The sequence below is a fragment of the Paraglaciecola sp. 2405UD69-4 genome (assembly GCF_047525415.1).
Taxonomy (GTDB): domain Bacteria; phylum Pseudomonadota; class Gammaproteobacteria; order Enterobacterales; family Alteromonadaceae; genus Paraglaciecola.
Window position 1 is genome coordinate 381,112 of record NZ_JBLIXM010000003.1, and the last position, 25,014, is coordinate 406,125.

Here is a 25,014-nt window from a genome sequence, read left to right on the forward strand (position 1 = left end):
CGAATCTTCAGGCTAGTATTATTTTTACGCTAATTGCTTTGTCATTCTATTGCGGGTTTACTTGGTTAACGTTGAGGCTATCCAGCTATCTACCATTTGCTCTAATACATTTAAAGGTACCGCACCGCCACCTAACACTGTATCGTGAAATTCCTTTATATCGAACTTATCGCCTAAGGCTAACTTAGCTTTTTCTCTAAGTTCTAGAATTTTTAACATGCCAACTTTGTATGCGGTAGCTTGGCTTGGCCATGCAAAATACCGTCTTACCTCGGCGAGTATTGCTCCCTCAGAGATGGGTGAATTTTGCTTGAAGTAATCAATGGCTTGCTGCTCTGTCCAACCTTTTGAGTGTATTCCTGTATCCACCACAAGCCGAATAGCACGCCACATCTCTGTCACTAAGCGGCCAAAGTCAGTATAAGGTGAATTATAGGCACCCATTTCTAGTGCGAGCAACTCAGCATAAAGTGCCCAGCCTTCTATGTAAGCGGTAAAGAAAGCTTGGGTGCGAAATTCTGGTATACCTTGTAGTTCTTGAGCGATAGATATTTGCATATGATGCCCTGGATTACCTTCGTGGTAAGCAATGGCTTCCATTTCATTTTTGGGCATGGCGGTCATATCGGACAGATGCGCGTAGTAGACACCGTCGCGTGAGCCATCAGGTGTGCCCGGGTTGTAGTGTTGCGGTGCACCAGCTTGCTCTCGGAAAGCCTCTACTCTTTTAACGACTAAATCTGCTTTTGGTAAAATTCCAAAATAATCTGGCAGTTTGCTGTGAATATACTCAAGGTAAGCCGTTGAATCATCTAAATAACCTTGCCGACCTGCGTCGGTATTAGGGTAGTAAAATTCTTGATTAGTCACATCACTTTTAATAAAGGCAAAAAACTCTTGAAGGCTTCCGGTAAACTTTACTTGGCGTTTTATATTTTCCATTAATCCTAGGAGCCTTGCGACTTCAGCTAAGCCAATTTCATGAATTTCATTAGCATTTAAGTCGGTGGTTGTGGCATTGCGTAACATAGCATCGTAAAAGGCTTTGCCATTTGGCAGGGCGCCTGCGCCTTGGGCTTGATCTGATACATTTGCTTTGTCATGTGTAAACCAGGTTATTAGGCTCTGGTAACTTGGTTGAAATTGAGTTTTCAGTGCTGTTAAAACCTTAGCTTCTAACTCCTTGGCTTGGTCTGTTGTTATGGTGTTGGCTACAACCAATGCACTTATTTTCTTTTTGGCATCGGATAGAATGGGAGAGTCGACATCTGATTTATCAAATGGCGCGCCAGTCACTAGATTACTAGACTGTGCAATAATAGCGTCATAAGAAAAATAAGGCGGGCGGACGCCTTCGTCTGCATGCAGTTTTGCTCTTGCCAATAATTGATTGATAGCAGTAGATAAGCTTCCTATTCTTTTTATATAGGCTTGCATATCTGATAAATCATCTACTTTATGAAAGTTTATTAGAAAGTTAGGTAGGCTTGTATGAGCACCAAGCATTTGTGTGAAAATGTACTTTTGATGTTTGTATGGGGCTAGCGCCTTGGCTGCTTCATATTGATAAACCCAAATATCATAGGATACTTTGGCATCATCTGTTAAAAGCTCATAGTCCACATTTTGTTTGAGCTCTGCCACACTTTGAGCCAACCACATTAACTCTTTGTCTTCGGCAGCCTCACTAAAGTCATCAAACTCACCGTATCTCTCCTTTCTTCCAAGTCTGGTTAATGTAATGGGAGATCTTAGGAGTTTTTCTTGGTACTTTTCAGAAAACCATTGATTAAGTTTTTCCGTCTCTGAAGGAGAAGCTTGCTGGTTTATATCAAGCTGATTAGAGCTTAAGGTTTTAGGAGAAGAAGAGGTGTGCTCACATGCAGTTAGTGCAAGTAGTAGTATTATACTTAGTGTTTTTTTCATTATGATCCTTGGCGCCAGATAAATAAATTACTGGTGTTCTATTGTGCTCGAGGATAAAACAAAAGTGTTTTGAATGAAATGTAAGTATGTTGAGAATAAGACTAAAAAAGCGCCGACAGGCGCTTTTTTACAAGTTACTTACAAACTAGATTTATAAATTTTAAGGGACCTTAATAAATTAAACAGTTTGTTGTTTCTTTTGTTTTTTTCCGTGATGCTTACGACTTTTCATTTTCTCTATTTTCTCACTCATTTTTTGTTGTTGTTCAACAGTAAGTAAGTTCCAAACATCATGATTTACTTTTGCTTTAGAAACCGCCAACGCTAAGAAGTCATCTTGATACTGACTACTTAATGCCTGCCATTTTTCTGCCGTAAAGTCAGTGCTGTTAACTAGTGCACGCTCTGATTTTTTAAACTCTTTTAAGCTGTCTTTTAAAGCAGCTTCTGTTGCTTTAGCTTGCTCTCTGACGGCTTTGATGTCGGCTTTTTGAGTATCTGTTAAATCTAAGCCTCTAAACATGCGAGCTTTGCCTCTTTTTTTCCCTTTTTTATGGTCTTGGGATTCTTCCCGTTTGGCATCTCTCTCTGCTTGTTTTTCTGTTACCAATGCTGAAAACTCAGCTTGCTGGGCTTCAGTTAGTGTATTCCATACTTGGTTTTTCTGTTCAGCACGGTGCAACATTTTTTCAGATATGGCAGCTTGATGTTGTGCCAAGCTGATCTCAACTTGCGTTTGGTCCCATTCAGTAGCTTGAATTAAAGGTTGCAGTTCAGAGAAAAATGACGAACCTCCTTCTTGATATGCCTCTTTATCTAAGCGACCTTGTTTTCTTATTTCTTTGATGTCTTGTTTTTGAGCATCAGTTAAAGAAAGCTGCGATAGTATATGACGCATACCATCACGTTGATGGCCTCGGTCTTTATTAGCAAACGCTGGGGTAGTTATAACCAGTGCTAGTGAAACTGCGATTGGAGTTAGCAATGTTTTAAGCTTTAACATAAGGATATTCCTTTTTTACGGTTGGTTAATTTCAGTAGGGACAGTGTAGCGATTGCAATGCAAAGAAACGCAAAGGGAATGTAAAGCTTTTGTAAAGGTGGGGCGTGGCATTATTCCGCCTACTGTATAATAGCTTACCAAGTACCCCTGGATGTGCATTTAAAATTAAAAGGTGGCAAATGAGTAACAAACAACTTTTACTAATCGATGACGATATCGAGTTAACTGATCTTCTATCTCAGTACCTAAAACCACAGGGTTACGATATTGATATTGTGCATGATGGTGAGTCTGGTATTACTCAAGCAACATCAGGTAAGCATTATGATTTAATTATACTTGATGTCATGTTACCTAAACTAGATGGCTTTGAAGTATTGAAGAAACTTCGAGTAAGTCATTTTACACCGGTTTTAATGTTAACGGCTAAGGGAGATGACCTCGATAAAATCCTCGGACTAGAGATGGGCGCAGATGATTATCTTGCTAAACCGTTTAATCATAGAGAGCTCTCAGCAAGAATAAAGGCTTTAGTTCGTCGTATGGGATTATTACCGGCTACCAGTGTTCAGCAAAATTTAGTTTTAGGGGATGTAGAGTTGTCACCACCTTCTCAACAAGTTCACTGTAATGGCCACTTATTAGAGTTAACGGGCACGGAGTACTCTATCTTGCATCTGCTTATGTTAAATCACGGAATCCTAGTGAGCAAAAACGATATCAGCGAAAAAGTACTAGGGCGTAAATTAGCCGCTTTTGACAGAAGTATAGATATGCATGTAAGTAATTTACGCAAAAAACTTGCTGAATTTAACCCTACTGAAAAAATCAAAACCCATAGAGGGGCTGGCTATTTGTATTTGGTGGAATCATGAGTTTTTTTAGGCGTTTCAATCCTGCAAAAAGCTTGTTTGCAAAAATGTTTCTGTGGTTTTGGTTAGCCACCTTTTTAATTTTTATAAGTTCCATTTGGCTAGTTAAGCAACTTGACTCCGAGGTTAAGTATCGGCCACTAAACCCCGAACAGAGAAAAGAATTAGGGAATATAACCCGCAAGGTTCAAAAACAAATAGACAGGTTACATAGATTAGATGATGAGCAGTTATTGCAAGACGCCTTAGCACAGGTTAGCAAACGAGCCCGTGTTAATTTAGTCATGTTTAATCTTGCTGATAAAACTATCATTTTTGATAACAACAGACGTAATTACGCCTCAGTGGATACGGTAAAGTTATTTGAAGCGCAACATAAATCATTGGCTATTTGGGCTGATGGTATGGCTTATTGGGGAGCAAGCAGCGTGAATGTGGGCGACAAAGAATTCTCTTTATTTGTCGCCACTCCAAGGCCAGGGGGAACACTTAGGGTAGTTCGTCATCAATATCCTGGTTTATTTATTGGTCTGTTGATTATGCTTAGCGGTGGCTTGTGTTACTTATTTGTGCATTCTCTATTAAAGCCAATTATCCAGTTACAAGATGCCTCTAAAAAAATGGCTGGTGGGGATTTGAGCGTCCGAGTTTCCTCGGTGAGTGATCGCTTAGATGAAATTGGTCAATTGGGGAGGGACTTTAATCATATGTCAGAGCAGGTAGAGCAGCTGCTCCAAGGGCAAAAAAGGTTGTTAGCCGATATTTCTCATGAATTAAGATCTCCGTTAACTCGGTTGCAATTGTCAATTGGCATTGCGCAGCAACAAAGCGAATCTGAAGTGTCTGGGGATATGTTAGTCGCTTTAGACAGAATAGAAAAAGAGGCTTTACAAATCGAAAGTATGATTAGTCAAGTATTGACCTTGTCTAAGCTAGATAATCAACAGCCCATTCAAAATATACAAACCATTAATTTAACAGACGTGATGACACCTATTATTGCTGATGCGCAATTTGAAGCGGAACAAAAAGGTAAGAGCGTGAATTATGAGTTTACAGAGAATGTGACTTTTCAGGCTGATCCTCAGTTATTAAGCAGTGCAGTTGAAAACGTCTTAAGAAATGCCATTCATTATGGAGCTAGTAACATAGATGTTCGGGTTATGCTGAGCCAAGGAATGTTAACCTGGAATATATTAGATGATGGTAAAGGAATACCGGAGCAGCAACTCACTAAAATATTCGATGCCTTTTACCGTGAGTCAACAGCTCGAGATAGAGACAGTGGTGGGGTAGGCTTAGGGTTAGCCATTGCCTCCCAAGCTGTCAAAAAGCATGGTGGCAATATGCGTGCTGAAAATAGCCCAAATGGAGGCTTATTAGTTAGGATATCCATCCCTTTAACTATTGAGTAAAGCGAGTGTTTTAGTGGGTAGTAGTTGGGGTTTTTCGTTGTAAATTTGCAAAAAAAGAAGTTGTGGTTCGCTTTGTCAATTAAGTATTAGGGTGTGGGATGTCTCAATTTAGGTTATGTAATGAAAAGAACTTAATGGCTAAGTATCACAGTGATATTCAGTCATTTTGGCGAGAGACAATTACCATTTCCAGCTTGGCTGGAAAAGATGAAGTGCCAATTGCCTATGCCTATGCCATTCACCCGAATGCTGTTGGGAGTATTGTTATCTCGTCGGGGAGAATTGAGTCCTTTATTAAGTATAAAGAGGTGATTTATGATTTTTATCAAAATGGATACTCTGTTTTTATACATGATCACCGAGGGCAGGGAATGTCAGGGCGGTTGTTAAAAAACACTCATATGGGCTATGTAGAAGACTTTGAAGATTATGTAAGTGATTTTAAAACATTTATGGATACTGTGGTGTTAAAACGCAGTCAACATAAAGCACATTTAGTTTGCCACTCTATGGGCAGTGCCATAGGCGCATTATTGGTACTTCGTTATCCGGGGCTTTTTCAGAAGGTGGTGTTTTCTGCTCCTATGTTTGGAATTCGTCCTTCTTTACCTAACTGGCTTTCACAAGCTTTGTTGTCTCTAAATAGTTTTATTTATAAAGAGGTACGCTTTTTTTGGGGACAAAAGGCTTACATTAGTAAACCTTTCGAAAAGAATGAGCTTACCCACAGTGATATTAGGTACGCTATTTTTAGGCAGGAATATGAAAATCAGCCAGAATTACAACTTGGTGGAGTGACAGGTAGTTGGCTAAAGGCAGCATTAATTGCTATGGACAAAATAGAGCGCGAAGCCGCTACTTTTAACGTTCCAGCACTGGTTATACAAGCTGGTGGCGATAGCGTAGTTGATAACAAGCGTCAGCTTAAAGTGGCCAAGAAAATCCCACACAGTGAAATTATGCGAGTAGAAAATGCCAAGCATGAATTATTTGCAGAGAGTGATAAATATAGAGTCCCTACTATGACTAGGATCTTAACTTTTTTTAAATAGTCGAGTACAGATAAACCAATCTGTTTTTGTTACTATTCCCCATCATTTTTTAAGAGCCAAATTTATGCTTGATATTGTTTTATACCAACCGGAAATTCCCCCTAACACAGGTAACATTATTAGATTATGTGCTAACACTGGTTTTGCTTTACATTTAATTGAACCGCTAGGCTTTGATTGGGATGATAAAAAAGTTCGCAGGGCAGGGCTGGATTACCATGAGTTTGCCAAGGTTAAAAAATATCCTAGTCTAGAGGCGTATATTGAAGCTCGCTCTCCTGAAAGACTCTTTGCATGTACAACAAAAGGCAAAGCCTTTTTTGCTGAAGTAGAATATAAAATTGGTGATGCCTTATTGTTCGGGCCAGAAACTAGAGGGCTTCCAGATGATGTTATCCAAGCATTACCGCCGGAGCAAAGAGTGCGTATTCCTATGCTACCCGAAAGCCGCAGTATGAACCTCTCTAATGCAGTCTCAGTATTTGTTTATGAAAGTTGGCGGCAGTTAAATTTTAGTGGGGCAGTTTAGTTATCTCAAAAACTGGATCCCACCTTAATTTTGGTGGTAACGTGGTGTCAGATGATATGGTGTTTGAGATAAAAATAATGAAATTGCCTATCTAGTTAAGCTCACCTAATCATCTTATAAGCGGATAATGTGAATGAAAACATATTATTCAATGTTTGATTATGAGAGGAAACACGATGACATTTACATCTGATATGGTTACTGAACTCACGTTACTACTTAAATTTCCCAATAAAAGTCTAATGCAAGGTATAAAGATACATCATGATGCGGAGCCAGAGATTGTATCTGCGGCGCAGAGATTATTTGATAAAGGGATAGTGACACAACCCGATGGTGGCTACTTGACTGATTTAGGTCATGATTTATTTGAACATGCACAAGTTTTGCAACTAGCTATGAGCCCAACATAGATCTTGGATTGCTTATCCAAGAAAATCTAACTTTGTAGTTTAGAAAAACCTAAATGTTGCCGATAAAATACCATTAGCTTAAATATAGAAAAGTCATCATGCACATAATAAAACCGTTATGCTCTATTTTTGCCATGCTTTTGTTTATAGGCAACCTAACCGCCGCTGAAAATATTAAAGCAGTTCAGCTTTATTCCCAAGAAGAGCTGTTGCAACTAATTAATAGAAATGAGCATCTTAGCCGCGTGGTGATAGACGATTGCCAGCTTGTTCAAGATATCCAAGCTCGAGCTGAAACATTAAAAATACCTGCTTACCAGTTTTTATGGGGAGACATGCTAGCCTGGGGAGTATGTGTTCAAGAAGACGCCGAGAGAGGTATTATGTTTATGCATCAGGCTGCTGAACAAGGTTTGGCCGCTGGTCTTGAACAATTAGGGCGCTATTATTCTTTGGGTAAACTTGTACAGCAAGACAAAGAAAGAGCTGTAGTATATCTTCGTGAAGCATCTGCTTTGGGTAATCTAAAGGCTCAAATTCAGTTGGCTGAGTTGTTCATTGATGGCTTTGGTAGTCCCTACGATTACGAAGATGCATATCATTGGTTGTACAATGCAATTACTTCAGACAAATCTACCCATGCTAAAATTGCAAAGTGTATTACAGGGTTAGAGAAGTTAATGCATCCTAAAGCTGTTAGAAAAGCTAAAAGGCCATTAAATTCATAAAATTATTGGGTTAGCTTTTGTAAACAAACGGGAATGGTTTGTCAGATTTTGTCTTTTAGTAAGATATAAAATATGAAAGCACTGTTTTTTAAATTGTTTAACTCGTTATAATAGCCATTCATACTATAAATCAACGGACCTTCCATTTGTCTCATTCAGACGATCCCCATTATCAGCGGGAAAAAGAAAAATACGAAAACCCAGTGGCGAGCCGAGAATATCTGCTTGCACTCCTAGATAAAGCTAAGGGAGCTTTGTCTTTCCTAGATTTTTGCCAATTACTTGATGCAAAAGATGAAGATTCTAGGATTGGGATTCAACGTCGTTTGAGAGCGATGGAAAGAGAAGGTCAGGTAGAGTTTACTCGAGAGAAAAAATACGCCAAGTTAAAAATTGAAGAGTTGATCAAAGGGCGAGTCATTGGACACAGAGATGGTTTTGGCTTCTTAAAGCGTGAAGATGGCGAAAAAGATTTATTTATTCATAATGCTCAAATGGCTGCTGTATTACACGGTGATGTGGTTTTAGCGAAAGAAAGTGGTACAGATAATAGAGGCAGACGGGAAGCTCGTATTGCAAAAATCATTGAGCCTCGTGCAGAGCCAATTGTAGGGCGTTACTTTTTTGAAAATAATGTGGGTGTTGTCATACCCGACGATAGCCGAATAAATCATGAAATCATGATCCCTAAAGAGCAAAGTAATGGCGCTCGTCAGGGCCATATTGTGGTGGTTGAAATTATCCAAAGGCCTCGTCGAAGAGAAAATGCTATCGGTAAGATTATTGAAGTGCTAGGCGAGCATATGGCGCCAGGCATGGAAATAGATATGGCTCTACGCACCTTTGATATTCCCCATAATTGGCCTAAAGGTGTTGATAAACAGATAAAAGGCTTAACTGAAGAGGTACCTGAAGAAGCTAAAGACGGTAGAGTTGATTTAAGTCAGTTACCGTTAGTTACCATAGATGGTGAAGATGCTCGGGATTTTGATGATGCTGTATTTTGTGAGCCTCTTGATGATGGAGGATGGCAATTATGGGTGGCTATTGCTGATGTTAGTTATTATGTTCGCCCAGGAACAGCTTTAGATAGCGAATCTCAAAACCGGGGAAATTCTGTTTATTTTCCTGAGCAAGTTATTCCGATGTTACCTGAGGTGCTTTCCAACGGTTTATGTTCACTTAATCCTGAAGTCGACCGTTTATGTATGGTTTGTGAGATGACCATAAGTTCATCTGGGCAGTTACTGCAGCACAAATTTTATGAAGCTGTTATGAACTCTCATGCCCGTTTAACTTACACAAAGGTATGGAGTATCTTACAGGGAGATCCTGAATTACATAAGCGTTATGCTGAGCAAGTTCCCCATCTTAAAAACCTTCATGATATGTACAGAGCGCTGAAGCGGACACGCAATAAGCGAGGTGCAATTGAGTTTGAAACCCAAGAAAGTAAATTTGTATTTAATGCTCAACGAAAAATAGAGAATATCGTACCTGTTACTCGCAATGATGCCCATAAGCTGATTGAAGAGTGTATGATTCTGGCAAACGTTTCAGCGGCTCAAACCCTTGAGAAAAATAATGCTGAAGGGCTGTTTAGAATTCATGACGAGCCAGATCCTGATCGCTTAAGCTCTTTTCTATCTTATTTGGCTGAAGTTGGGATCACCCATAAAATTGGTTCTGAGGTCTCACCTCAGGATTTCACCGATCTAGTTGAAAAAATTCAAGGTCGCCCAGATCAAGAGCTAATTCAAACTATGTTGCTGCGTTCAATGAAGCAAGCAGTATACGACCATGAAAATATTGGTCATTTTGGGTTGGCATTAGAAGCCTATGCTCACTTTACTTCTCCAATTCGCCGCTACCCAGACTTGGTCGTTCATAGAGCCCTTAAGGCAATTGTTGATAAGCAAAGCCAAAAGAAGAGTAAATCAGGCGGAAAAACATATTCAGTAGACGAAGTTGAAGCATTAGGTGAGCAATGTTCTATGACTGAACGTAGAGCAGACGACGCAACTCGAGATGTGTCTGATTGGTTGAAGTGCGAGTTTATGCTTGATCATGTTGGCGATGTCTTTGAAGGGGTTATTGCATCTGTCACTAATTTCGGGTTTTTTGTTCGTTTAACAGAGTTCCATATTGATGGCTTAGTACATATTACGTCTTTAGATAATGATTATTTCCGTTTTGATGAGGTAAAGCAGTATCTTATTGGAGAGAGTTCAGGGGTTATTTATCGTTTAGGCGATCCTGTAGAAGTGAAAGTTGCATCTGTAAATTTAGATGAACGTAAAATTGACTTTTTACTTGATGGTGCACATGGTAAAGCCATCAAACGTTCCGCTAATCGTAAACCATCTCGCCGTAAGAAAAGCACCAGTAAAAGTACGGCCTCAAGCTCAGACAAAACAGCAAGTAAGCCTAAAGAAGACGCTAAGCCTTCAGCTCAAAAGAAACCTACGAAAAAACCGACTGGCAGAAAATCGAGATCCAGCAGTAAAACAAAAGGTTCTCGTAACAAACCTGCAAGTTCATCTAGAAAAAGGAATAAATAATGGCTCAACAAGAGTGGTTATATGGCATTCACGCCCTTGAGTCGGTTTTAAATAGAGAGCCCGAAAGGTTAATTGAGTTGTTCGTGCTAAAAGGACGTGATGACAAAAGTATTCACTCAATTGTCAACCAAGCTAGAAAGTTTGGTGCATCAGTGCAATTTTGCCAAAGAAAGACCTTGGATGACAAAGTTGATGGCGGGCAGCATCAAGGTGTAGTTGCGAAAGTGAAACCGGCTAAACAGTTTAATGAAAATGATTTAACAAGGATTGTTGAGTCTTCTAAAACGCCTTTATTACTGATACTAGATGGTGTCACAGACCCTCATAACCTCGGCGCTTGCCTGCGCACTGCAGATGCTGCAGGTGTCGATGCTGTGGTAGTGCCTAAAGATAAGTCCGCAGCTCTTACTCCTGTGGTCCGAAAAGTTGCTTGTGGCGCAGCTGATGTAATCCCTTTGGTGCAAGTAACTAACTTAGCCAGAACACTTAGGGACTTAAAAGATGCTGGCGTTTGGATTGTAGGCACAGCTGGCGAAGCACAAAGCAGCCTTTTTGACTGTAAACTTGTCGGTCCGATGGCTTTGGTTATGGGAGCTGAAGGAAAAGGAATGCGCCGCTTAACACGTGAGCATTGTGATGAGTTAATTAAACTTCCAATGGCAGGCTCCGTTTCTAGCTTAAATGTTTCTGTTGCAACAGGGATCTGTCTGTATGAAATTGTAAGGCAAAGAGCTTAGCTGTTTTTATTACCAATTATAAAGTGGCATATCTGCCACTTTACCTGATTATTGATAAAGCATAATTAAGTTTATCAAGTAACCAATACCCCTCCTCTGCTTAAGTAAAAAGTGATTTCAAGCCTTCACTATTCCCCCCTGTTTACCATGCTATTTTGTCAATAAGCATGTAGTACTTTTCTGATTTTTTAACGCTTATTTTTCTTTGTTTGAAGCGCCACGCCTATAACTTTCGGTAATTGATATTTATGATAATTATCAATGAAACTTTAAAATAATGTAAATAACTATTCATTAGATTAATATTGATGTTAAAATATTGTAATTATTAAGCGGTAGGCTAAGTGTCAGAAACCATTAGTCTTTATATATTGGGATAAAATATGTTGCTAAAAACTCCTCTTGAAATGCTTTACCACTGGGAATCAACTGAGCCTAATTCTGTATATTTGAAACAACCAGTGAAGGGTGTAGTGACAGAATTCACTTGGAAGAGTGTAGGAGAGCAGGCTCGCAAAGTCGCGAGTAGTTTGCTTGCACTGAATTTACCTGAAAAGAGCCACATAGCTATATTGTCTAAAAACTGTGCAGAGTGGTTTATTACAGACTTGGCTATCATGATGGCAGGTCATATATCAGTTCCCATTTATGCGACTGCTGGCGAAAAAACTATCCGTTATGTTCTTGAGCATGCTAAGTGCCCTGTGGTGTTTGTAGGTAAACTTGATGACACTGAAAACCAAGTCGCAGCTGTAGGCGATGATATTATAAAATTGGCATTTCCTTACCCGAATATTCCTGCAGATAAACAATGGGAGGAATTATTAAACTCAGCTCCATTTATGGAAGCGCCTGTCCCAGATCTAGACTCAGTGATGACAATTATCTATACCTCAGGTAGTACGGGAAATCCAAAAGGCGTAGTGCATAACTATCGTTCGATTTGTTGGGCTGCCCATGCTTCCCTACAGGCTTTAAATATTGACTCATCAGACAGAGTCATGAGCTATTTACCCTTAGCACATATAACAGAGCGAGTGTTAATTGAGCTTGCCAGTTTTTATTCAGGAGAAAAAGTCAGTTTTATAGAGTCTTTAGATACATTCTCAAGAGATATATGTGCTACTCAACCCACATTATTTGTCTCTGTTCCTCGTTTATGGACTCGGTTTCAAATGGGAGTGCTGGCTAATATGCCACAAAAGAAGCTTAACTTTCTTTTGAAGATCCCTATTGTGAATTCAATTGTTAAAAAGAAAATACAACAAAAGTTAGGGTTAAGTCAGGCTCGTTTATGTGCCAGTGGCTCTGCTCCAATAGCCGCAGCTACCTTAGAATGGTTTAAAGATATTGGTATTAATATATCTGAAGGCTGGGGTATGACAGAAAACAGTGCATACGGTACTTGCTGCGTGCCTTTTAGGGCCGACAAAATAGGGTGTATTGGTAAGGCCTATGAAGGTGTAGATATTAGAATTTCGGAAGATGGTGAGATTCAGGTCAAAGGGCCATGTAATATGAAAGAGTATTATTTGGAGCCAGAGAAGACTGCTGAGGTTTTAACCGATGATGGCTATTTAAGAACCGGCGATAAAGGCTCGATAGATGATGATGGTTATATAAAAATTACTGGTCGTCTCAAAGAAATATTTAAGACCTCCAAAGGAAAATATATAGCGCCCGTGCCTATTGAATCAAAGTTAATGGCTAATTCTATGATAGAGCAGGTTTGTGTGACAGGTGCGCAATTGAAACAGCCTATCGCCTTAGTTGTTTTATCAGAGGATGCTTTAAAGCGTTCACCAAAAGAAATAGAGACTAGTTTATTAGATACTCTTAATGAGGTGAACTCGACCTTAGAAAGCCACGCTGTACTGGACCATATAGTCGTGTTAAAAGATGAATGGACAGTGGATAATGACTTACTCACTCCCACTTTGAAAATAAAAAGGCATACGTTAGAAAATAAATATGAAAAGCTTATTAACGGCATATTTACGACTAAAATTGCATTGCAATAGCAAAGTATAGAAAATCTCTGTAAACTCCCGTTCCAGTATTAATTTGACGCCTTGCGGTCGTCTGTTGGCGGCACTTTGCTAAGAATGTGTAAATAATGTGGAACTTATTTACTTGTCCTACATCCTATTTCTGTACACATGTAATAACTATGGATAATTTTTTATGAAAAATGCTTTTTTGTCTCCCGCTGTTTTGTCGCTGTTGCTTCTTTCAGCATGTGGCGGTTCTGGTGGCAATGGAAATGACACATTTAACGATTCTTACATTCAGTTCTATAATGGCTCTGCAAACAGCGCTACAACATTGATGGCTGAAGTAGATGGAAACCTTTTAGGTTCAGCAACATATGGTGACGCATCTAGCCTAATTACCCTTGAGAAAGGCGAACTTGAATTAGAATTTTATCGTATCGACGCTGATGACCAAGAAGTTACGCTAGAAGAAATGACTGTTAACCTAAAAAATGGTGACAAGTCTTTGATTATCCTAAGTGGCGATTACGAAACTCCTTCTTTTATAGAATACACATATACTCGAGAAGACTTAGAAGATCATTTTCGTGTATTTGCGACATCAGTTATTGCTGATGGTCAAAGTTATGACCTTTATATGAGTGAAGCAGGTGAGCCTTTCAGTGCTGCTAATTTCTTAGGTGCTGTAAATTATCAGCAGCTTGATGAATTCGAATATTGGGATGGTGATAGTGACAGTGACGACTTTGATGAAGGTGAATATATTATTTATTTAACTGAGTCAGGTTCAACTGAACCTTTCTTCGAAAGTGCGACTATAAGTTTCGCCTTCGATACTGAATATGTTATCGCTTTAAGAACCACTACAGGTGCTATTCAAGATAATGTTGTTGTAGATTTGATTATTAACTCTTCTTCTGTTGGAAATTATGCTGACGATGATGCAACGGCACAGTATAGAATTTATAACAGTTTAGATGACGATGCTTCTATCGACTTAACCCTTGCTGGTAATGACGATAATACAGAGCAAGAGTTGAGCCTTGGGGCTAATGAACTAAGCGACTTTACTGAAATTGAATTTGGTGATTACCGCCTTTCGGCCTCACTTGATGAGTCTACTGCATTTAACAATCGCCTAATCACATTAAATCAAGGTGAAAGTAAGGCAGTGGTTTTATATAGAAATGCAGATGAAGCTTTGACCGCTATCTCGTTCGAAGAAAGTAATTTACCGCAAGTATTTGATCATCAAATACAAATTGTTAATTTAGCACCTGACTTCTTTGATATAGACTTCTATTTTGTTCGTAAAGACGAAACGATAGAAAGCGCAGAATATCTAGTGGCTGGATTAGATTACGAAGAAAGTAGAAGTATTACTTTACCTAGTGATTTTTATGAGTTGATAGCAGTGTTTGAAGATAATAATGACACTCAGGTTTTGCTGGACAGAACAGAATTGTTAGGGATTAATGAAGAAGTTAATTACATCATAACTGTTGAGAAAACAGATGATTCAGCGACTGGGTTTGAAATATCCGTGCTTAATTAATCTTTCATAACTAAAAAAGGCCTCGTTAGAGGCCTTTTTTATGAAGTTGATTTCCTTAAGTCTCCACTAAAATGCTACCTGTAGCGCTACAATGTGGTAAAACGCACACTTAAGACTAATAGCTGTAGTTTTATTATATTATTTTAAAATTGTACTATCCCTCCCCTTACTTTTCTGTTAGTATTTCGCGCCCTTTTAACTGGGGTATGTATAAAAAAGCAACGAATAGCTGCTTTTTTACAGATAAACGACTCTGAAGAGTCTTAATTTTAACAGCGGAGCACTAACATGATCCAAATGCAAACTAACCTGGATGTTGCTGATAATAGCGGCGCTCGCAGGGTTCAGTGTATTAAGGTTCTTGGTGGCTCGCATCGCCGTTATGCACATATTGGTGACATCATTAAAGTTACTGTGAAAGAAGCAATTCCTCGCGGTAAAGTAAAAAAAGGTGATGTACTAAATGCAGTGGTGGTGCGTACTAGGAAAGGCGTTCGTCGTCCAGACGGTTCATCTATCCGTTTTGATAACAATGCAGCTGTTTTGCTAAATGCAAACAAGCAACCGATTGGTACGCGTATCTTTGGTCCGGTTACGAGAGAACTTCGTGTGAATAACATGAAAATTGTCTCACTAGCCCCTGAGGTACTATAAGGAGTCACGATATGGCTAATAAAATTCGTCGTGATGATGAAATCATCGTTTTGACTGGTAAAGACAAAGGAAAACAAGGCAAAGTGCTTAAAGTTATTCCTGCAGCTAACCGTCTAATCGTTGAAGGTGTAAATCTTATCAAGAAGCATCAGAAGCCTAACCCTCAATTGGGTGAAGCGGGTGGTATTGTTGAAAAAGAAGCATCGATTCACGTATCAAATGTAGCGATCTACAACTCGAAAACGGGTAAAGCAGATCGTGTGGGTTTCCGTCTTGAAGGTGAGAAGAAAGTTCGTTTCTTTAAATCTGACGGTGAACTAATTTAATTAATTGGAGAGTACGATGGCGAAACTGCATGATTTCTATAAAGACTCAGTGGTAGCGGAACTTGCGAAGCAGTTCAACTATCAAAGCGTCATGCAAGTCCCTCGGATTGAAAAAATCACTCTAAACATGGGTTTAGGTGAAGCGGTAGCAGACAAAAAGGTATTGGAAAATGCCACGGCTGACATGCAAGCAATTGCTGGTCAAAAGCCTGTTGTAACTGTTGCTCGTAAATCTGTTGCGGGTTTTAAAATCCGTGAAGGTTATCCGATTGGCTGTAAAGTAACCCTACGTGGTGAACGTATGTGGGAATTCTTTGAACGTTTAGTTTCAATTGCAATTCCACGTATCCGCGATTTCCGTGGCTTAAATCCTAAGTCATTTGACGGTCGTGGTAACTATAGCATGGGCGTTCGTGAGCAAATTATCTTCCCTGAAATTGATTTCGATAAGGTTGATAAAATCCGCGGTATGGATATTACTATCACTACTAGCGCTCAAAACGATGCGGAAGCACACGCTTTATTAAGCGCGTTTAACTTCCCGTTCAAAAAGTAAGGTGTAGGGTTATGGCAAAAGAATCAATGAAAGCGCGCGAAGCAAAACGCGCCAAACTAGCTGCTAAGTACGCGGTAAAACGCGCTGCTCTTAAAGCAACTATCAGCGATGTCAACTCTTCTGACGAAGACCGTTGGGATGCTGTTCTTAAGCTGCAACAACTGCCACGTGATTCATCTGTAAGTCGTAAGCGTAATCGCTGCAACATCACAGGTCGTCCACATGGTTTCCTACGCAAGTTTGGCATGAGTCGTATCAAGTTGCGTGAAGCAGCGATGCGCGGTGAAGTGCCTGGCTTGAAAAAAGCCAGTTGGTAAGGAGTAGCTGATATGAGTATGCAAGATCCTATCGCGGATATGTTTACCCGCGTACGTAACGGCCAGATGGCTAGCAAGGTTTCTGTATCTATGCCTTCTTCAAAAGTTCGTGTTGCAATTGCAAACGTACTTAAAGAAGAAGGTTACGTAACAGACTTCGCAGTATCTGGTGACGTTAAGCCTGTTTTAGAAGTTACTTTAAAGTACTTCGAAGGCAAAAAAGTAATCGAAAGCATTGAGCGCGTAAGTCGCCCTGGTCTTCGCATCTATAAGAAAAAAGATGAGTTGCCAAAAGTTATGGGTGGTTTAGGTGTAGCTATCGTGTCTACCTCTAAAGGTGTGATGACTGACCGTGCAGCGCGTAAAGCGGGCATGGGTGGTGAGATCATCGGCTACGTAGCGTAAGGGGAATATAATGTCACGTATAGCAAAAGCTCCTGTAGATGTCTTATCTGGTGTAGAAATTTCTATTTCAGGTCAAGAGATCACAGTAAAAGGTAAAAACGGCTCGCTTACCCGTGTATTTAACGAAGCAGTTGAAGTAGTTCAAGAAGACGCACAACTTAAAGTTGTTCCTCGTGAAGGAGCAGTAAATGGTTGGGCTCAAGCTGGTACTGCTCGCTCTTTGCTAAACAACATGGTTGTTGGTGTAGCTGAAGGTTTTGAGAAAAAGTTATTGTTAAATGGTGTTGGTTACCGTGCTCAAGCGCAAGGTAAGAAACTTAACTTAACTTTAGGCTTCTCACATCCTGTAGCATATGAAATGCCTGAAGGTATTTCTGTTGAAACTCCTAGTCAAACTGAAATCATCGTTAAAGGCGTTGATAAGCAATTGATAGGTCAGGTTGCAGCTAATATCCGCGCATACCGTCCACCAGAGCCTTATAAAGGTAAAGGTGTTCGTTACGCAGATGAAGTTGTGCGTCGTAAAGAAGCTAAGAAGAAGTAGGAGTCAGTACGATGGATAAAAAATCAGCTCGTTTGCGTCGCGCTACTCGTGCACGTAAAAAAATTAGTGAATTGGCAGCGCATCGCTTGGTTGTTAACCGTACCCCGCGTCACATCTATGCTCAGTTAATCGCTCCAAGCGGTTCTGAAGTATTGGCGTCGGCTTCAACAGTTGAAACTGAAATCGCTAGCAGCCTAAAAGGCACTGGTAATTCAGCCGCAGCTGCAGCTATTGGCAAAGCGATTGCTGAACGCGCTATGGAGAAAGGCATCAAGTCTGTTGCTTTTGACCGTAGTGGATTCAAATATCACGGTCGCGTTAAGGCATTAGCTGAAGCAGCTCGCGAAGCTGGTCTTCAGTTCTAGGAGTTAATTATGGCTAAAGTAGAAGCTCAACAACAAGGTGACTTGTTGGAAAAATTAATCGCTGTTAACCGTGTTTCTAAAGTAGTTAAAGGTGGTCGTATCTTTAGCTTTACTGCTCTAACAGTAGTAGGAGACGGTAATGGTCGTGTTGGTTTTGGATATGGTAAAGCACGTGAAGTGCCTGCAGCAATCCAAAAAGCTATGGAAAAAGCACGTCGCAATATTGTGACTGTTGATCTTAATGGCAACACACTACAGCACCCGATTAAAGGTCGTCACTCAGGCTCTAAAGTATATATGCAGCCAGCATCTGAAGGTACTGGTATTATTGCCGGTGGTGCGATGCGTGCAGTATTAGAAGTGTCTGGTGTACAAAACGTACTTTCAAAATGTTACGGATCTACCAATCCAATTAACGTTGTGCGTGCAACTATCAATGCGTTGACAGAAATGAATTCGCCTGAGTCTGTTGCTGCTAAGCGTGGATTGTCTGTTTCAGAAATTTTGGGGTAATTGAACATGGCTAAGATGATAAAAGTAAAGCAAACAAAAAGCTCTATCGGTCGTCTACCTAAACATAAAGCTACGCTTACAGGTTTAGGTCTTCGTCGCATCGGTCATGTTCGTGAATTAGAAGATACCCCTTCTGTCCGTGGCATGATCAACCGTGTATTTTACATGGTTGAAGTAGTGGAGGAGTAAAAGATGCAATTGAATACTCTTGCTCCTGCACCTGGAGCGAAAAAAGCTGGTAAACGTGTAGGTCGCGGTATGGGATCTGGTCTTGGAAAAACTGGTGGCCGTGGTCACAAGGGTCAAAAGTCTCGCTCTGGCGGTTCTGTAAAGCCTGGTTTTGAAGGTGGTCAAATGCCAATTCAACGTCGTCTTCCTAAATTCGGTTTTACTTCTCGTAAATCTATGGTTTCTGACCAAGTTACGTTAAGTGAAATTGCAAAGGTAGAAGGTGAAGTTGTATCACTTGAAACTTTAAAAGCAGCAGGTCTTATCAAGAAAGAAATGTTGTTTGTTAAAGTTATGAAAAGTGGCGATATCTCACGTGCCGTAACGGTTAGTGGTTTAAAGGTAACTAAAGGCGCACTTGAAGCGATTCAAGCAGCTGGCGGTAAAGTAGAGGAATAAGCTAGATGGCTAAACCAGGACAGGACTCAAGCGCTAAAGGCGGCTTGAGCGAGCTTAAATCAAGATTGTTGTTCGTACTTGGTGCGATCATAGTATTTAGGTTGGGTTCTTTTGTACCTATTCCTGGTATTGATGCTGCGGTGTTGGCTGAGTTATTCAACCAACAGAAAGGTACTATCGTAGAAATGTTTAACATGTTCTCTGGTGGTGCTCTTGAACGTGCATCAGTTCTAGCCCTAGGCATCATGCCATATATTACAGCTTCTATTATTGTGCAATTGTTAACGCATATGCATCCACCAATGATGGAGTTGAAAAAAGAAGGCGAAGCAGGTAAGCGCAAAATTAGTCAATACACACGTTACTTTACGTTGGTGTTGGCTACTTTCCAAGCAATTGGAATTGCGACTAACTTACCTAACCTTATGCAAGGTTTGGTAATTAATCCTGGTTTCGGTTTTTACTTTACAGCAGTTGTTAGCTTAGTTACTGGAACTATGTTCCTTATGTGGCTAGGTGAGCAAATTACAGAGAGAGGTATCGGTAACGGTATCTCTATTCTGATTTTCGCCGGAATTGTTTCTGGGTTGCCATCAGCATTAGGTAATGTTGCTGAGCAAGCTAGACAAGGTGAAATAAACTTATTGTTCTTGTTATTAGTGGGCGTGATAATTGTTGCGGTTACTTACTTTGTTGTGTTTGTTGAGCGTGGACAACGTCGTATCGTCGTTAACTATGCTAAGCGTCAACAAGGTCGTAAGGTGTTTGCTGCTCAAAGTACGCATTTACCTTTGAAAGTAAATATGGCTGGTGTAATACCGCCAATTTTTGCTTCAAGTATAATTTTGTTTCCAGGCACAGTTGCAAACTGGTTTGGTCAGAATGAGTCTTTATCTTGGTTACAAGATGTGGCTTTAATGTTGTCTCCAGGACAACCTTTGTATGTGATGTTTTATGCTGCGGCAATTATATTTTTCTGTTTCTTCTATACTGCGTTGGTTTTTAACCCTCGTGAGACAGCAGATAATTTGAAGAAGTCTGGGGCTTTTATCCCAGGTATTCGCCCAGGTGAGCAAACATCAAAATATGTTGATAAGGTAATGACCCGCCTAACTTTGGCTGGTGCGCTTTACATAACCTTTATATGTTTAGTGCCTGAGTTCATGTTGATCGCCTGGAACGTTCCGTTCTACTTTGGCGGTACATCATTACTAATTATGGTAGTGGTTGTCATGGATTTCATGGCGCAGGTACAGACACATTTGATGTCTCATCAATATGAGTCTGTTCTTAAGAAAGCTAACCTTAAGGGCTACGGCCGTTAAGTTAGCGATTTACGGAGTGATGAAATGAAAGTTCGTGCATCCGTCAAGCGGATTTGCCGTAACTGTAAAGTCATTAAGCGCAACGGTGTTGTGCGTGTGATTTGCAGTTCTGACCCTAAGCATAAGCAAAGGCAAGGTTAATCAACTGGGATTGGGGGTCGTCTAGATACACTAGCGCCTCAATCCTTAATTGCAATTTAGTTATTGGGTAAGTATCCTATCGGGCTTTTTAGGCTAATAACTATAAATTTAGAGGAGTACTGTTAATGGCCCGTATCGCTGGCATTAACATCCCTGAGCACAAGCATGCCGTAATTGCATTATCAGCAATTTATGGTGTCGGCTCCACACGTGCTAAAAGCATTTGTGCAGCAGCTGGTGTTGCAGAGACAACAAAGATCAAAGATCTTGAAGAAGAACAGATTGATAAGTTACGTGATGAAGTAGCTAAATTCACAGTTGAAGGTGACCTTCGCCGTGAAGTATCAATGAGTATTAAACGTTTGATGGACTTAGGTTGCTTCCGTGGTATACGCCACCGTCGTAGTCTTCCTCTACGTGGTCAGCGCACTAAAACCAATGCGCGTACCCGTAAGGGTCCTCGCAAAGCAATTAAACGATAAGCGAGGGTATTATGGCTAAAGCACCAACCAAAGCGCGTAAACGCGCAAAACGTCAAGTTGCAGATGGTATGGCTCATATCCACGCCTCTTTCAACAACACCATAGTGACAATTACAGACCGTCAAGGTAACGCCTTGTCTTGGGCTACGTCAGGTGGTTCAGGTTTCCGTGGTTCACGTAAATCTACACCATTTGCTGCTCAGGTAGCTGCTGAACGTGCAGGTGTTGCCGCTCAGGATTACGGTTTGAAAAACATAGAAGTGTTTGTTAAAGGTCCAGGTCCAGGTCGAGAATCTGCGATCAGAGCTTTAAACGCTGCTGGTTATAAAATCACTAATATTACCGATGTGACACCTATACCTCACAACGGTTGTCGTCCACCGAAAAAACGTCGCGTTTAATCGACGGACAGTTGGAGAAAGATCATGGCAAGATATTTGGGTCCCAAACTCAAACTTAGCCGCCGCGAAGGAACAGATTTGTTCCTTAAAAGTGGCGTTCGAGCAATTGACTCGAAATGTAAAATAGATAATGCACCTGGTCAGCATGGCGCCCGTCGTGGACGTTTATCAGACTATGGTGTGCAATTACGTGAAAAGCAAAAAGTACGTCGTATGTACGGTGTATTAGAAAAGCAATTCCGTAACTACTATAAAGAAGCAGCACGCTTGAAAGGTAATACAGGTGAGAACTTGTTACAACTTTTAGAGCAGCGTCTAGACAATGTTGTATACCGTATTGGTTTTGCAAGTACTCGTGCTGAAGCACGTCAGCTTGTAAGCCACAAAGCCATTTTGGTTAACGGTAAAGTTGTTAACGTTCCTTCTTTTAACGTTTCTGCTGATGATGTTGTGTCTGTTCGCGAAAAAGCGAAGAAACAAGCACGTATCGTTGCTGCTCTTGAGTTAGCAGATCAGCGTGAAAAACCAACTTGGATTGAAGTAGACAACAAAAAAATGGAAGGTACATTTAAACGTGTTCCTGAAAGAACTGATTTGTCTGCCGAAATTAACGAACAGTTGATCGTCGAACTTTACTCTAAGTAAAGCTTAAAGAAGAGAGGAAACAATGTCGGGTTCTGTAACTGAATTCTTAAAACCAAGATTAGTTGAAATTGATAACGTCTCGCCTACACGCGCTAAGGTAACTTTAGAGCCTTTAGAGCGTGGCTTTGGCCATACGCTAGGAAACGCGTTACGTCGCATCTTATTGTCTTCAATGCCAGGATGTGCTGTAACAGAAGTTGAAATTGATGGTGTATTACATGAATACAGCACCAAAGAAGGCGTGCAAGAAGACGTTATTGAAATATTGCTTAACCTTAAAGGTTTAGCCGTGCGTCTTGAAGGCAAAACTGAAGCAACGCTAACTCTAGTGAAGTCGGGAGCTGGCCCAGTATTAGCTGGTGATATCCAGCATGATGGCGATGTGGAAATTGTTAACCCTGATCATGTAGTTTGTACTTTAACTGGCGAAGCTGAACTTAGCATGCGCATTAAAGTAGAAATGGGTCGTGGTTATGTTCCAGCATCAACACGCCGCTCTTCAGAAGAAGATGATCGTCCAATTGGTCGTTTATTGGTAGATGCTTCATACAGTCCTGTTGAACGTATAGCTTACAATGTTGAGTCAGCTCGTGTAGAGCAAAGAACTGACCTTGATAAGTTAATAATCGATATGGAAACCAACGGTACTATTGATCCAGAAGAAGCAATTCGTCGTTCAGCTACAATTTTAGCCGAGCAATTAGACGCATTTGTTGAACTGCGTGATATTTCAGAGCCAGTTGAGAAAGAAGAGAAGCCGGAATTTGATCCGATTCTTCTTCGTCCAGTTGATGACTTAGAGCTTACAGTTCGTTCAGCTAATTGTCTTAAAGCAGAAGCCATTCAATATATTGGTGACCTGGTACAACGCACCGAAGTTGAGTTGTTAAAAACTCCTAACTTAGGTAAAAAATCTCTTACAGAGATTAAAGATGTACTTGCTTCTCGTGGACTTTCTCTGGGTATGCGCCTAGAAAACTGGCCACCAGAGTCAATCGCAGAAAAAGATTAATCTAGTTTTTAACTAAACTGATTTGTAAAGAAGGATAAAACTATGCGCCATCGTAAAAGTGGTCGTCAGTTAAATCGTAACAGCAGTCATCGTCAAGCGATGTTTAAAAACATGGCTGGTTCTTTGGTAAAGCAAGAGTTGATTAAAACAACTTTACCAAAGGCGAAAGAACTACGTCGCGTACTTGAACCTCTTATCACTCTTGCTAAGCAAGACAGTGTAGCTAATCGCCGTTTGGCAATGGCTCGTACTGGTGATAAAGAAGTTGTTGGTAAATTGTTCAACGAATTAGGTCCTCGTTATGAGGAGCGTCCAGGTGGTTATATTCGCATTTTAAAATGTGGATTCCGTACTGGTGATAAAGCGCCTATGGCCTACGTTGAATTAGTTGACCGCCCAGAAGTTGAAGCAGTCGAAGAGATTGAAGAAGCTACTGAAGAGTAAGGTTTAAAACCTGAAAGCGGTTAATAAAGTAAAAAGAAACCCGGCAATTGCCGGGTTTTTTATTGTCTATTATTTAAGTAAGTATTTCTTAAGTTCAGGATATCTTTGATATTTATAAAGGGGTAACTATTTATTAAGATTACTCAAGGATAAGAGGCTCTTTGTTTATCTATAAATAGCGAAACCATTAAGATTTCATTAAGCCCCAACACATGAAGTAAACAAATCTCACATAGTTTTTTGGTGGCTACTGATTATTATCTAATACCTCTTTAACTTCTTCGTTGGTAGCACCACCATTTACTGCATAAATTCCTAGTTCTTTGGTGTCAATTCCAGAGTTGTATGCAGCTTCAATAATCTTTTTAACATTTTCACGTTTAGATGAAGACTCTCTTACTGCTGTAGTAATGACATCTTCCGCATCGTTCGGAAATATAGCCAGTAAAGCTTCCACCACATATTGTCCCACTACAGGAACTGTACTGATAGCAGTACTGAGTATATCTATTACTTTATTTGGATGTTCTTTCGCTAACGAGCGAACAATATAATCTGCAGACTCTGGTTCTGTAATTACGGCAATACGAACAATTTCATCTAACTCTTCTGGTGTAGCGTTAGCGGCAGCAGTCACAATAAAATCTATATAACTAGGATCAGCATTGATAGCTGTTTCAACTATGCTGCTGCAGCTACTAATACCTTTACTTATTGCTATTGTAACTATCTCTCCCGTAATAGCAGGTTGTGCTGAGATAGCCGCGTGAATTATTTCCTTATATTTATCAGGGTATAAATCTAATGTGGTTGACACTATTGCAGCTGATTGTTGTGGGTAATGCTTTACTATGGATTTAACTGCAATGCCAACAGAGCTACTATTTTCTATTTGGCTGTGTATAAAACTTTCATTAATTTGGAGTGTTTCACTATCTTTAATGTTTTCTATAGCAGAAACACTAGTAATGTAACTTAGTGATATGAGCCCAAGGAACAGGCATGACTTAATTTTCATCATAAATACACCGGTATAAAAAGCATTAAATTTATGCTTATACATTTTTGACTAACAGTAATTTACCAATAAAAGTACCTAATAGACAGTTTAATAACCGTTTTGTTTGCTTTTTATGCGTTCAGTAAAATAAATGAAATAAAGTGTTGCATAGGGATGTGTTATCTCTATAATGCGCCCTCGCTTCAAGGGAGACCGGTTCCAACAACTTAGGTCACCGGCAACAGAGTCAATTTGATTGGTATGTTGCATATACTTAAGAGGTATATTTGAAGCGGGATGTAGCGAGATTTAATTTGAAAATAATTTAAATTAAAACGTTGACATCAAAATTTAACGGCGTATTATACGCCTCCCGCTTAAGAGGGTCTACGGACAACTTAAGCCGCTAACGAAGTTAGCAACGCTCTTTAACAATTAGAACAAGACAATCTGTGTGGACATTCACTTAGTG

Annotated in this window: 30 protein-coding genes; 27 read left to right on the top strand and 3 right to left on the bottom strand. The window is 40.1% G+C overall.

Annotation, left to right across the window (positions count from 1 at the left end):
• Window positions 1–57: 57 nt before the first annotated feature.
• Window positions 58–1,926 (bottom strand): DUF885 domain-containing protein, encoded by a 1,869-nt coding sequence (locus tag ACMUMK_RS13880; RefSeq protein ID WP_414701743.1) that lies wholly within the window; start codon window positions 1,924–1,926, stop codon window positions 58–60.
• Window positions 1,927–2,104: 178 nt separating this feature from the next.
• Window positions 2,105–2,929, bottom strand: a complete 825-nt coding sequence (locus ACMUMK_RS13885) for a Spy/CpxP family protein refolding chaperone (RefSeq protein ID WP_414701744.1) — start codon at window positions 2,927–2,929, stop codon at window positions 2,105–2,107.
• Window positions 2,930–3,108: 179 nt separating this feature from the next.
• Here ACMUMK_RS13885 and ACMUMK_RS13890 point away from each other — a divergent pair, with 179 nt between their 5' ends.
• From ACMUMK_RS13890 to rplQ, 27 genes are all read left to right on the top strand, one after another.
• Window positions 3,109–3,804 (top strand): response regulator, encoded by a 696-nt coding sequence (locus tag ACMUMK_RS13890; protein ID WP_414701745.1) that lies wholly within the window; start codon window positions 3,109–3,111, stop codon window positions 3,802–3,804.
• Window positions 3,801–5,216, top strand: a complete 1,416-nt coding sequence (locus ACMUMK_RS13895; RefSeq protein ID WP_414701746.1) for an ATP-binding protein — start codon at window positions 3,801–3,803, stop codon at window positions 5,214–5,216. Before ACMUMK_RS13890 ends, ACMUMK_RS13895 begins: the two co-directional genes overlap by 4 nt.
• A gap of 98 nt (window positions 5,217–5,314) precedes the next feature.
• Window positions 5,315–6,268 (top strand): alpha/beta fold hydrolase, encoded by a 954-nt coding sequence (locus ACMUMK_RS13900; protein WP_414701747.1) that lies wholly within the window; start codon window positions 5,315–5,317, stop codon window positions 6,266–6,268.
• Between the two features lie 64 nt (window positions 6,269–6,332).
• Entirely contained in the window at window positions 6,333–6,797 is a 465-nt protein-coding gene (trmL, locus tag ACMUMK_RS13905) for a tRNA (uridine(34)/cytosine(34)/5-carboxymethylaminomethyluridine(34)-2'-O)-methyltransferase TrmL (RefSeq protein WP_414701748.1), read from the top strand.
• A gap of 176 nt (window positions 6,798–6,973) precedes the next feature.
• The gene (locus tag ACMUMK_RS13910; protein WP_414701749.1) at window positions 6,974–7,210 is read left to right on the top strand and encodes a TIGR02647 family protein; all 237 of its coding nucleotides are present in this window, start codon (window positions 6,974–6,976) and stop codon (window positions 7,208–7,210) included.
• A gap of 134 nt (window positions 7,211–7,344) precedes the next feature.
• A complete protein-coding gene (locus ACMUMK_RS13915; protein WP_414701774.1) occupies window positions 7,345–7,938 on the top strand; it encodes a tetratricopeptide repeat protein in 594 nt (197 codons plus the stop codon).
• 146 nt (window positions 7,939–8,084) lie between these two features.
• Window positions 8,085–10,499, top strand: a complete 2,415-nt coding sequence (gene rnr / locus ACMUMK_RS13920) for a ribonuclease R (RefSeq protein ID WP_414701750.1) — start codon at window positions 8,085–8,087, stop codon at window positions 10,497–10,499.
• Entirely contained in the window at window positions 10,499–11,236 is a 738-nt protein-coding gene (rlmB, locus tag ACMUMK_RS13925) for a 23S rRNA (guanosine(2251)-2'-O)-methyltransferase RlmB (RefSeq protein ID WP_414701751.1), read from the top strand. The genes rnr and rlmB overlap by 1 nt, the downstream gene beginning before the upstream one ends.
• 383 nt (window positions 11,237–11,619) lie before the next feature.
• On the top strand, window positions 11,620–13,257 hold the full coding sequence (locus ACMUMK_RS13930; RefSeq protein ID WP_414701752.1) for an AMP-binding protein: 1,638 nt from the start codon (window positions 11,620–11,622) through the stop codon (window positions 13,255–13,257).
• Between the two features lie 163 nt (window positions 13,258–13,420).
• Window positions 13,421–14,785 carry a DUF4397 domain-containing protein gene (locus tag ACMUMK_RS13935; protein WP_414701753.1) on the top strand — a complete coding sequence of 455 codons (1,365 nt, stop codon included), beginning with the start codon at window positions 13,421–13,423 and terminating at the stop codon, window positions 14,783–14,785.
• A gap of 288 nt (window positions 14,786–15,073) precedes the next feature.
• Window positions 15,074–15,439: a 50S ribosomal protein L14 gene (gene rplN, locus ACMUMK_RS13940; RefSeq protein WP_133471054.1), complete on the top strand. Its 366-nt coding sequence runs from the start codon at window positions 15,074–15,076 to the stop codon at window positions 15,437–15,439.
• An 11-nt stretch (window positions 15,440–15,450) separates the two neighbouring features.
• Window positions 15,451–15,765: a 50S ribosomal protein L24 gene (gene rplX / locus ACMUMK_RS13945; RefSeq protein ID WP_414701754.1), complete on the top strand. Its 315-nt coding sequence runs from the start codon at window positions 15,451–15,453 to the stop codon at window positions 15,763–15,765.
• A gap of 16 nt (window positions 15,766–15,781) precedes the next feature.
• Window positions 15,782–16,321 (top strand): 50S ribosomal protein L5, encoded by a 540-nt coding sequence (gene rplE, locus ACMUMK_RS13950; RefSeq protein ID WP_133471052.1) that lies wholly within the window; start codon window positions 15,782–15,784, stop codon window positions 16,319–16,321.
• An 11-nt stretch (window positions 16,322–16,332) separates the two neighbouring features.
• Entirely contained in the window at window positions 16,333–16,638 is a 306-nt protein-coding gene (rpsN, locus tag ACMUMK_RS13955; RefSeq protein WP_414701755.1) for a 30S ribosomal protein S14, read from the top strand.
• 12 nt (window positions 16,639–16,650) lie between these two features.
• Window positions 16,651–17,043 (top strand): 30S ribosomal protein S8, encoded by a 393-nt coding sequence (rpsH, locus tag ACMUMK_RS13960; protein WP_414701756.1) that lies wholly within the window; start codon window positions 16,651–16,653, stop codon window positions 17,041–17,043.
• Between the two features lie 10 nt (window positions 17,044–17,053).
• Window positions 17,054–17,587, top strand: a complete 534-nt coding sequence (gene rplF / locus ACMUMK_RS13965) for a 50S ribosomal protein L6 (RefSeq protein WP_414701757.1) — start codon at window positions 17,054–17,056, stop codon at window positions 17,585–17,587.
• An 11-nt stretch (window positions 17,588–17,598) separates the two neighbouring features.
• Window positions 17,599–17,952, top strand: a complete 354-nt coding sequence (gene rplR, locus ACMUMK_RS13970) for a 50S ribosomal protein L18 (protein ID WP_414701758.1) — start codon at window positions 17,599–17,601, stop codon at window positions 17,950–17,952.
• Window positions 17,953–17,961: 9 nt separating this feature from the next.
• A complete protein-coding gene (rpsE, locus tag ACMUMK_RS13975; RefSeq protein WP_133471047.1) occupies window positions 17,962–18,465 on the top strand; it encodes a 30S ribosomal protein S5 in 504 nt (167 codons plus the stop codon).
• Between the two features lie 6 nt (window positions 18,466–18,471).
• Window positions 18,472–18,654, top strand: coding sequence for a 50S ribosomal protein L30 (gene rpmD / locus ACMUMK_RS13980; RefSeq protein WP_133471046.1), 183 nt, complete (start codon window positions 18,472–18,474; stop codon window positions 18,652–18,654).
• A gap of 3 nt (window positions 18,655–18,657) precedes the next feature.
• Window positions 18,658–19,092, top strand: a complete 435-nt coding sequence (rplO, locus tag ACMUMK_RS13985; RefSeq protein WP_414701759.1) for a 50S ribosomal protein L15 — start codon at window positions 18,658–18,660, stop codon at window positions 19,090–19,092.
• A 5-nt stretch (window positions 19,093–19,097) separates the two neighbouring features.
• On the top strand, window positions 19,098–20,417 hold the full coding sequence (gene secY / locus ACMUMK_RS13990) for a preprotein translocase subunit SecY (protein WP_414701760.1): 1,320 nt from the start codon (window positions 19,098–19,100) through the stop codon (window positions 20,415–20,417).
• A 24-nt stretch (window positions 20,418–20,441) separates the two neighbouring features.
• Window positions 20,442–20,558, top strand: a complete 117-nt coding sequence (gene rpmJ / locus ACMUMK_RS13995) for a 50S ribosomal protein L36 (RefSeq protein WP_007104309.1) — start codon at window positions 20,442–20,444, stop codon at window positions 20,556–20,558.
• 125 nt (window positions 20,559–20,683) lie between these two features.
• Window positions 20,684–21,040 (top strand): 30S ribosomal protein S13, encoded by a 357-nt coding sequence (rpsM, locus tag ACMUMK_RS14000; RefSeq protein ID WP_414701761.1) that lies wholly within the window; start codon window positions 20,684–20,686, stop codon window positions 21,038–21,040.
• An 11-nt stretch (window positions 21,041–21,051) separates the two neighbouring features.
• Window positions 21,052–21,441 carry a 30S ribosomal protein S11 gene (gene rpsK, locus ACMUMK_RS14005; protein ID WP_414701762.1) on the top strand — a complete coding sequence of 130 codons (390 nt, stop codon included), beginning with the start codon at window positions 21,052–21,054 and terminating at the stop codon, window positions 21,439–21,441.
• Between the two features lie 24 nt (window positions 21,442–21,465).
• Window positions 21,466–22,086: a 30S ribosomal protein S4 gene (gene rpsD / locus ACMUMK_RS14010; RefSeq protein ID WP_133471041.1), complete on the top strand. Its 621-nt coding sequence runs from the start codon at window positions 21,466–21,468 to the stop codon at window positions 22,084–22,086.
• 22 nt (window positions 22,087–22,108) lie between these two features.
• Entirely contained in the window at window positions 22,109–23,098 is a 990-nt protein-coding gene (locus tag ACMUMK_RS14015) for a DNA-directed RNA polymerase subunit alpha (RefSeq protein WP_133471040.1), read from the top strand.
• Window positions 23,099–23,140: 42 nt separating this feature from the next.
• Entirely contained in the window at window positions 23,141–23,542 is a 402-nt protein-coding gene (gene rplQ / locus ACMUMK_RS14020; RefSeq protein ID WP_414701763.1) for a 50S ribosomal protein L17, read from the top strand.
• A 247-nt stretch (window positions 23,543–23,789) separates the two neighbouring features.
• Here the strand turns inward: rplQ and ACMUMK_RS14025 are convergent, their stop codons facing one another.
• The gene (locus ACMUMK_RS14025) at window positions 23,790–24,563 is read right to left on the bottom strand and encodes a hypothetical protein (RefSeq protein ID WP_414701764.1); all 774 of its coding nucleotides are present in this window, start codon (window positions 24,561–24,563) and stop codon (window positions 23,790–23,792) included.
• Window positions 24,564–25,014: the final 451 nt, after the last annotated feature.

Coding starts and splice junctions, on each gene's coding strand:
- ACMUMK_RS13880 (WP_414701743.1), bottom strand. CDS start 1,926: ATGAAAAAAACACTAAGTATAATACTACTACTTGCACTAACTGCATGT.
- ACMUMK_RS13885 (WP_414701744.1), bottom strand. CDS start 2,929: ATGTTAAAGCTTAAAACATTGCTAACTCCAATCGCAGTTTCACTAGCA.
- ACMUMK_RS13890 (WP_414701745.1), top strand. CDS start 3,109: ATGAGTAACAAACAACTTTTACTAATCGATGACGATATCGAGTTAACT.
- ACMUMK_RS13895 (WP_414701746.1), top strand. CDS start 3,801: ATGAGTTTTTTTAGGCGTTTCAATCCTGCAAAAAGCTTGTTTGCAAAA.
- ACMUMK_RS13900 (WP_414701747.1), top strand. CDS start 5,315: ATGTCTCAATTTAGGTTATGTAATGAAAAGAACTTAATGGCTAAGTAT.
- trmL (WP_414701748.1), top strand. CDS start 6,333: ATGCTTGATATTGTTTTATACCAACCGGAAATTCCCCCTAACACAGGT.
- ACMUMK_RS13910 (WP_414701749.1), top strand. CDS start 6,974: ATGACATTTACATCTGATATGGTTACTGAACTCACGTTACTACTTAAA.
- ACMUMK_RS13915 (WP_414701774.1), top strand. CDS start 7,345: ATGCTTTTGTTTATAGGCAACCTAACCGCCGCTGAAAATATTAAAGCA.
- rlmB (WP_414701751.1), top strand. CDS start 10,499: ATGGCTCAACAAGAGTGGTTATATGGCATTCACGCCCTTGAGTCGGTT.
- ACMUMK_RS13930 (WP_414701752.1), top strand. CDS start 11,620: ATGTTGCTAAAAACTCCTCTTGAAATGCTTTACCACTGGGAATCAACT.
- ACMUMK_RS13935 (WP_414701753.1), top strand. CDS start 13,421: ATGAAAAATGCTTTTTTGTCTCCCGCTGTTTTGTCGCTGTTGCTTCTT.
- rplN (WP_133471054.1), top strand. CDS start 15,074: ATGATCCAAATGCAAACTAACCTGGATGTTGCTGATAATAGCGGCGCT.
- rplX (WP_414701754.1), top strand. CDS start 15,451: ATGGCTAATAAAATTCGTCGTGATGATGAAATCATCGTTTTGACTGGT.
- rplE (WP_133471052.1), top strand. CDS start 15,782: ATGGCGAAACTGCATGATTTCTATAAAGACTCAGTGGTAGCGGAACTT.
- rpsN (WP_414701755.1), top strand. CDS start 16,333: ATGGCAAAAGAATCAATGAAAGCGCGCGAAGCAAAACGCGCCAAACTA.
- rpsH (WP_414701756.1), top strand. CDS start 16,651: ATGAGTATGCAAGATCCTATCGCGGATATGTTTACCCGCGTACGTAAC.
- rplF (WP_414701757.1), top strand. CDS start 17,054: ATGTCACGTATAGCAAAAGCTCCTGTAGATGTCTTATCTGGTGTAGAA.
- rplR (WP_414701758.1), top strand. CDS start 17,599: ATGGATAAAAAATCAGCTCGTTTGCGTCGCGCTACTCGTGCACGTAAA.
- rpsE (WP_133471047.1), top strand. CDS start 17,962: ATGGCTAAAGTAGAAGCTCAACAACAAGGTGACTTGTTGGAAAAATTA.
- rpmD (WP_133471046.1), top strand. CDS start 18,472: ATGGCTAAGATGATAAAAGTAAAGCAAACAAAAAGCTCTATCGGTCGT.
- rplO (WP_414701759.1), top strand. CDS start 18,658: ATGCAATTGAATACTCTTGCTCCTGCACCTGGAGCGAAAAAAGCTGGT.
- secY (WP_414701760.1), top strand. CDS start 19,098: ATGGCTAAACCAGGACAGGACTCAAGCGCTAAAGGCGGCTTGAGCGAG.
- rpmJ (WP_007104309.1), top strand. CDS start 20,442: ATGAAAGTTCGTGCATCCGTCAAGCGGATTTGCCGTAACTGTAAAGTC.
- rpsM (WP_414701761.1), top strand. CDS start 20,684: ATGGCCCGTATCGCTGGCATTAACATCCCTGAGCACAAGCATGCCGTA.
- rpsK (WP_414701762.1), top strand. CDS start 21,052: ATGGCTAAAGCACCAACCAAAGCGCGTAAACGCGCAAAACGTCAAGTT.
- rpsD (WP_133471041.1), top strand. CDS start 21,466: ATGGCAAGATATTTGGGTCCCAAACTCAAACTTAGCCGCCGCGAAGGA.
- ACMUMK_RS14015 (WP_133471040.1), top strand. CDS start 22,109: ATGTCGGGTTCTGTAACTGAATTCTTAAAACCAAGATTAGTTGAAATT.
- rplQ (WP_414701763.1), top strand. CDS start 23,141: ATGCGCCATCGTAAAAGTGGTCGTCAGTTAAATCGTAACAGCAGTCAT.
- ACMUMK_RS14025 (WP_414701764.1), bottom strand. CDS start 24,563: ATGATGAAAATTAAGTCATGCCTGTTCCTTGGGCTCATATCACTAAGT.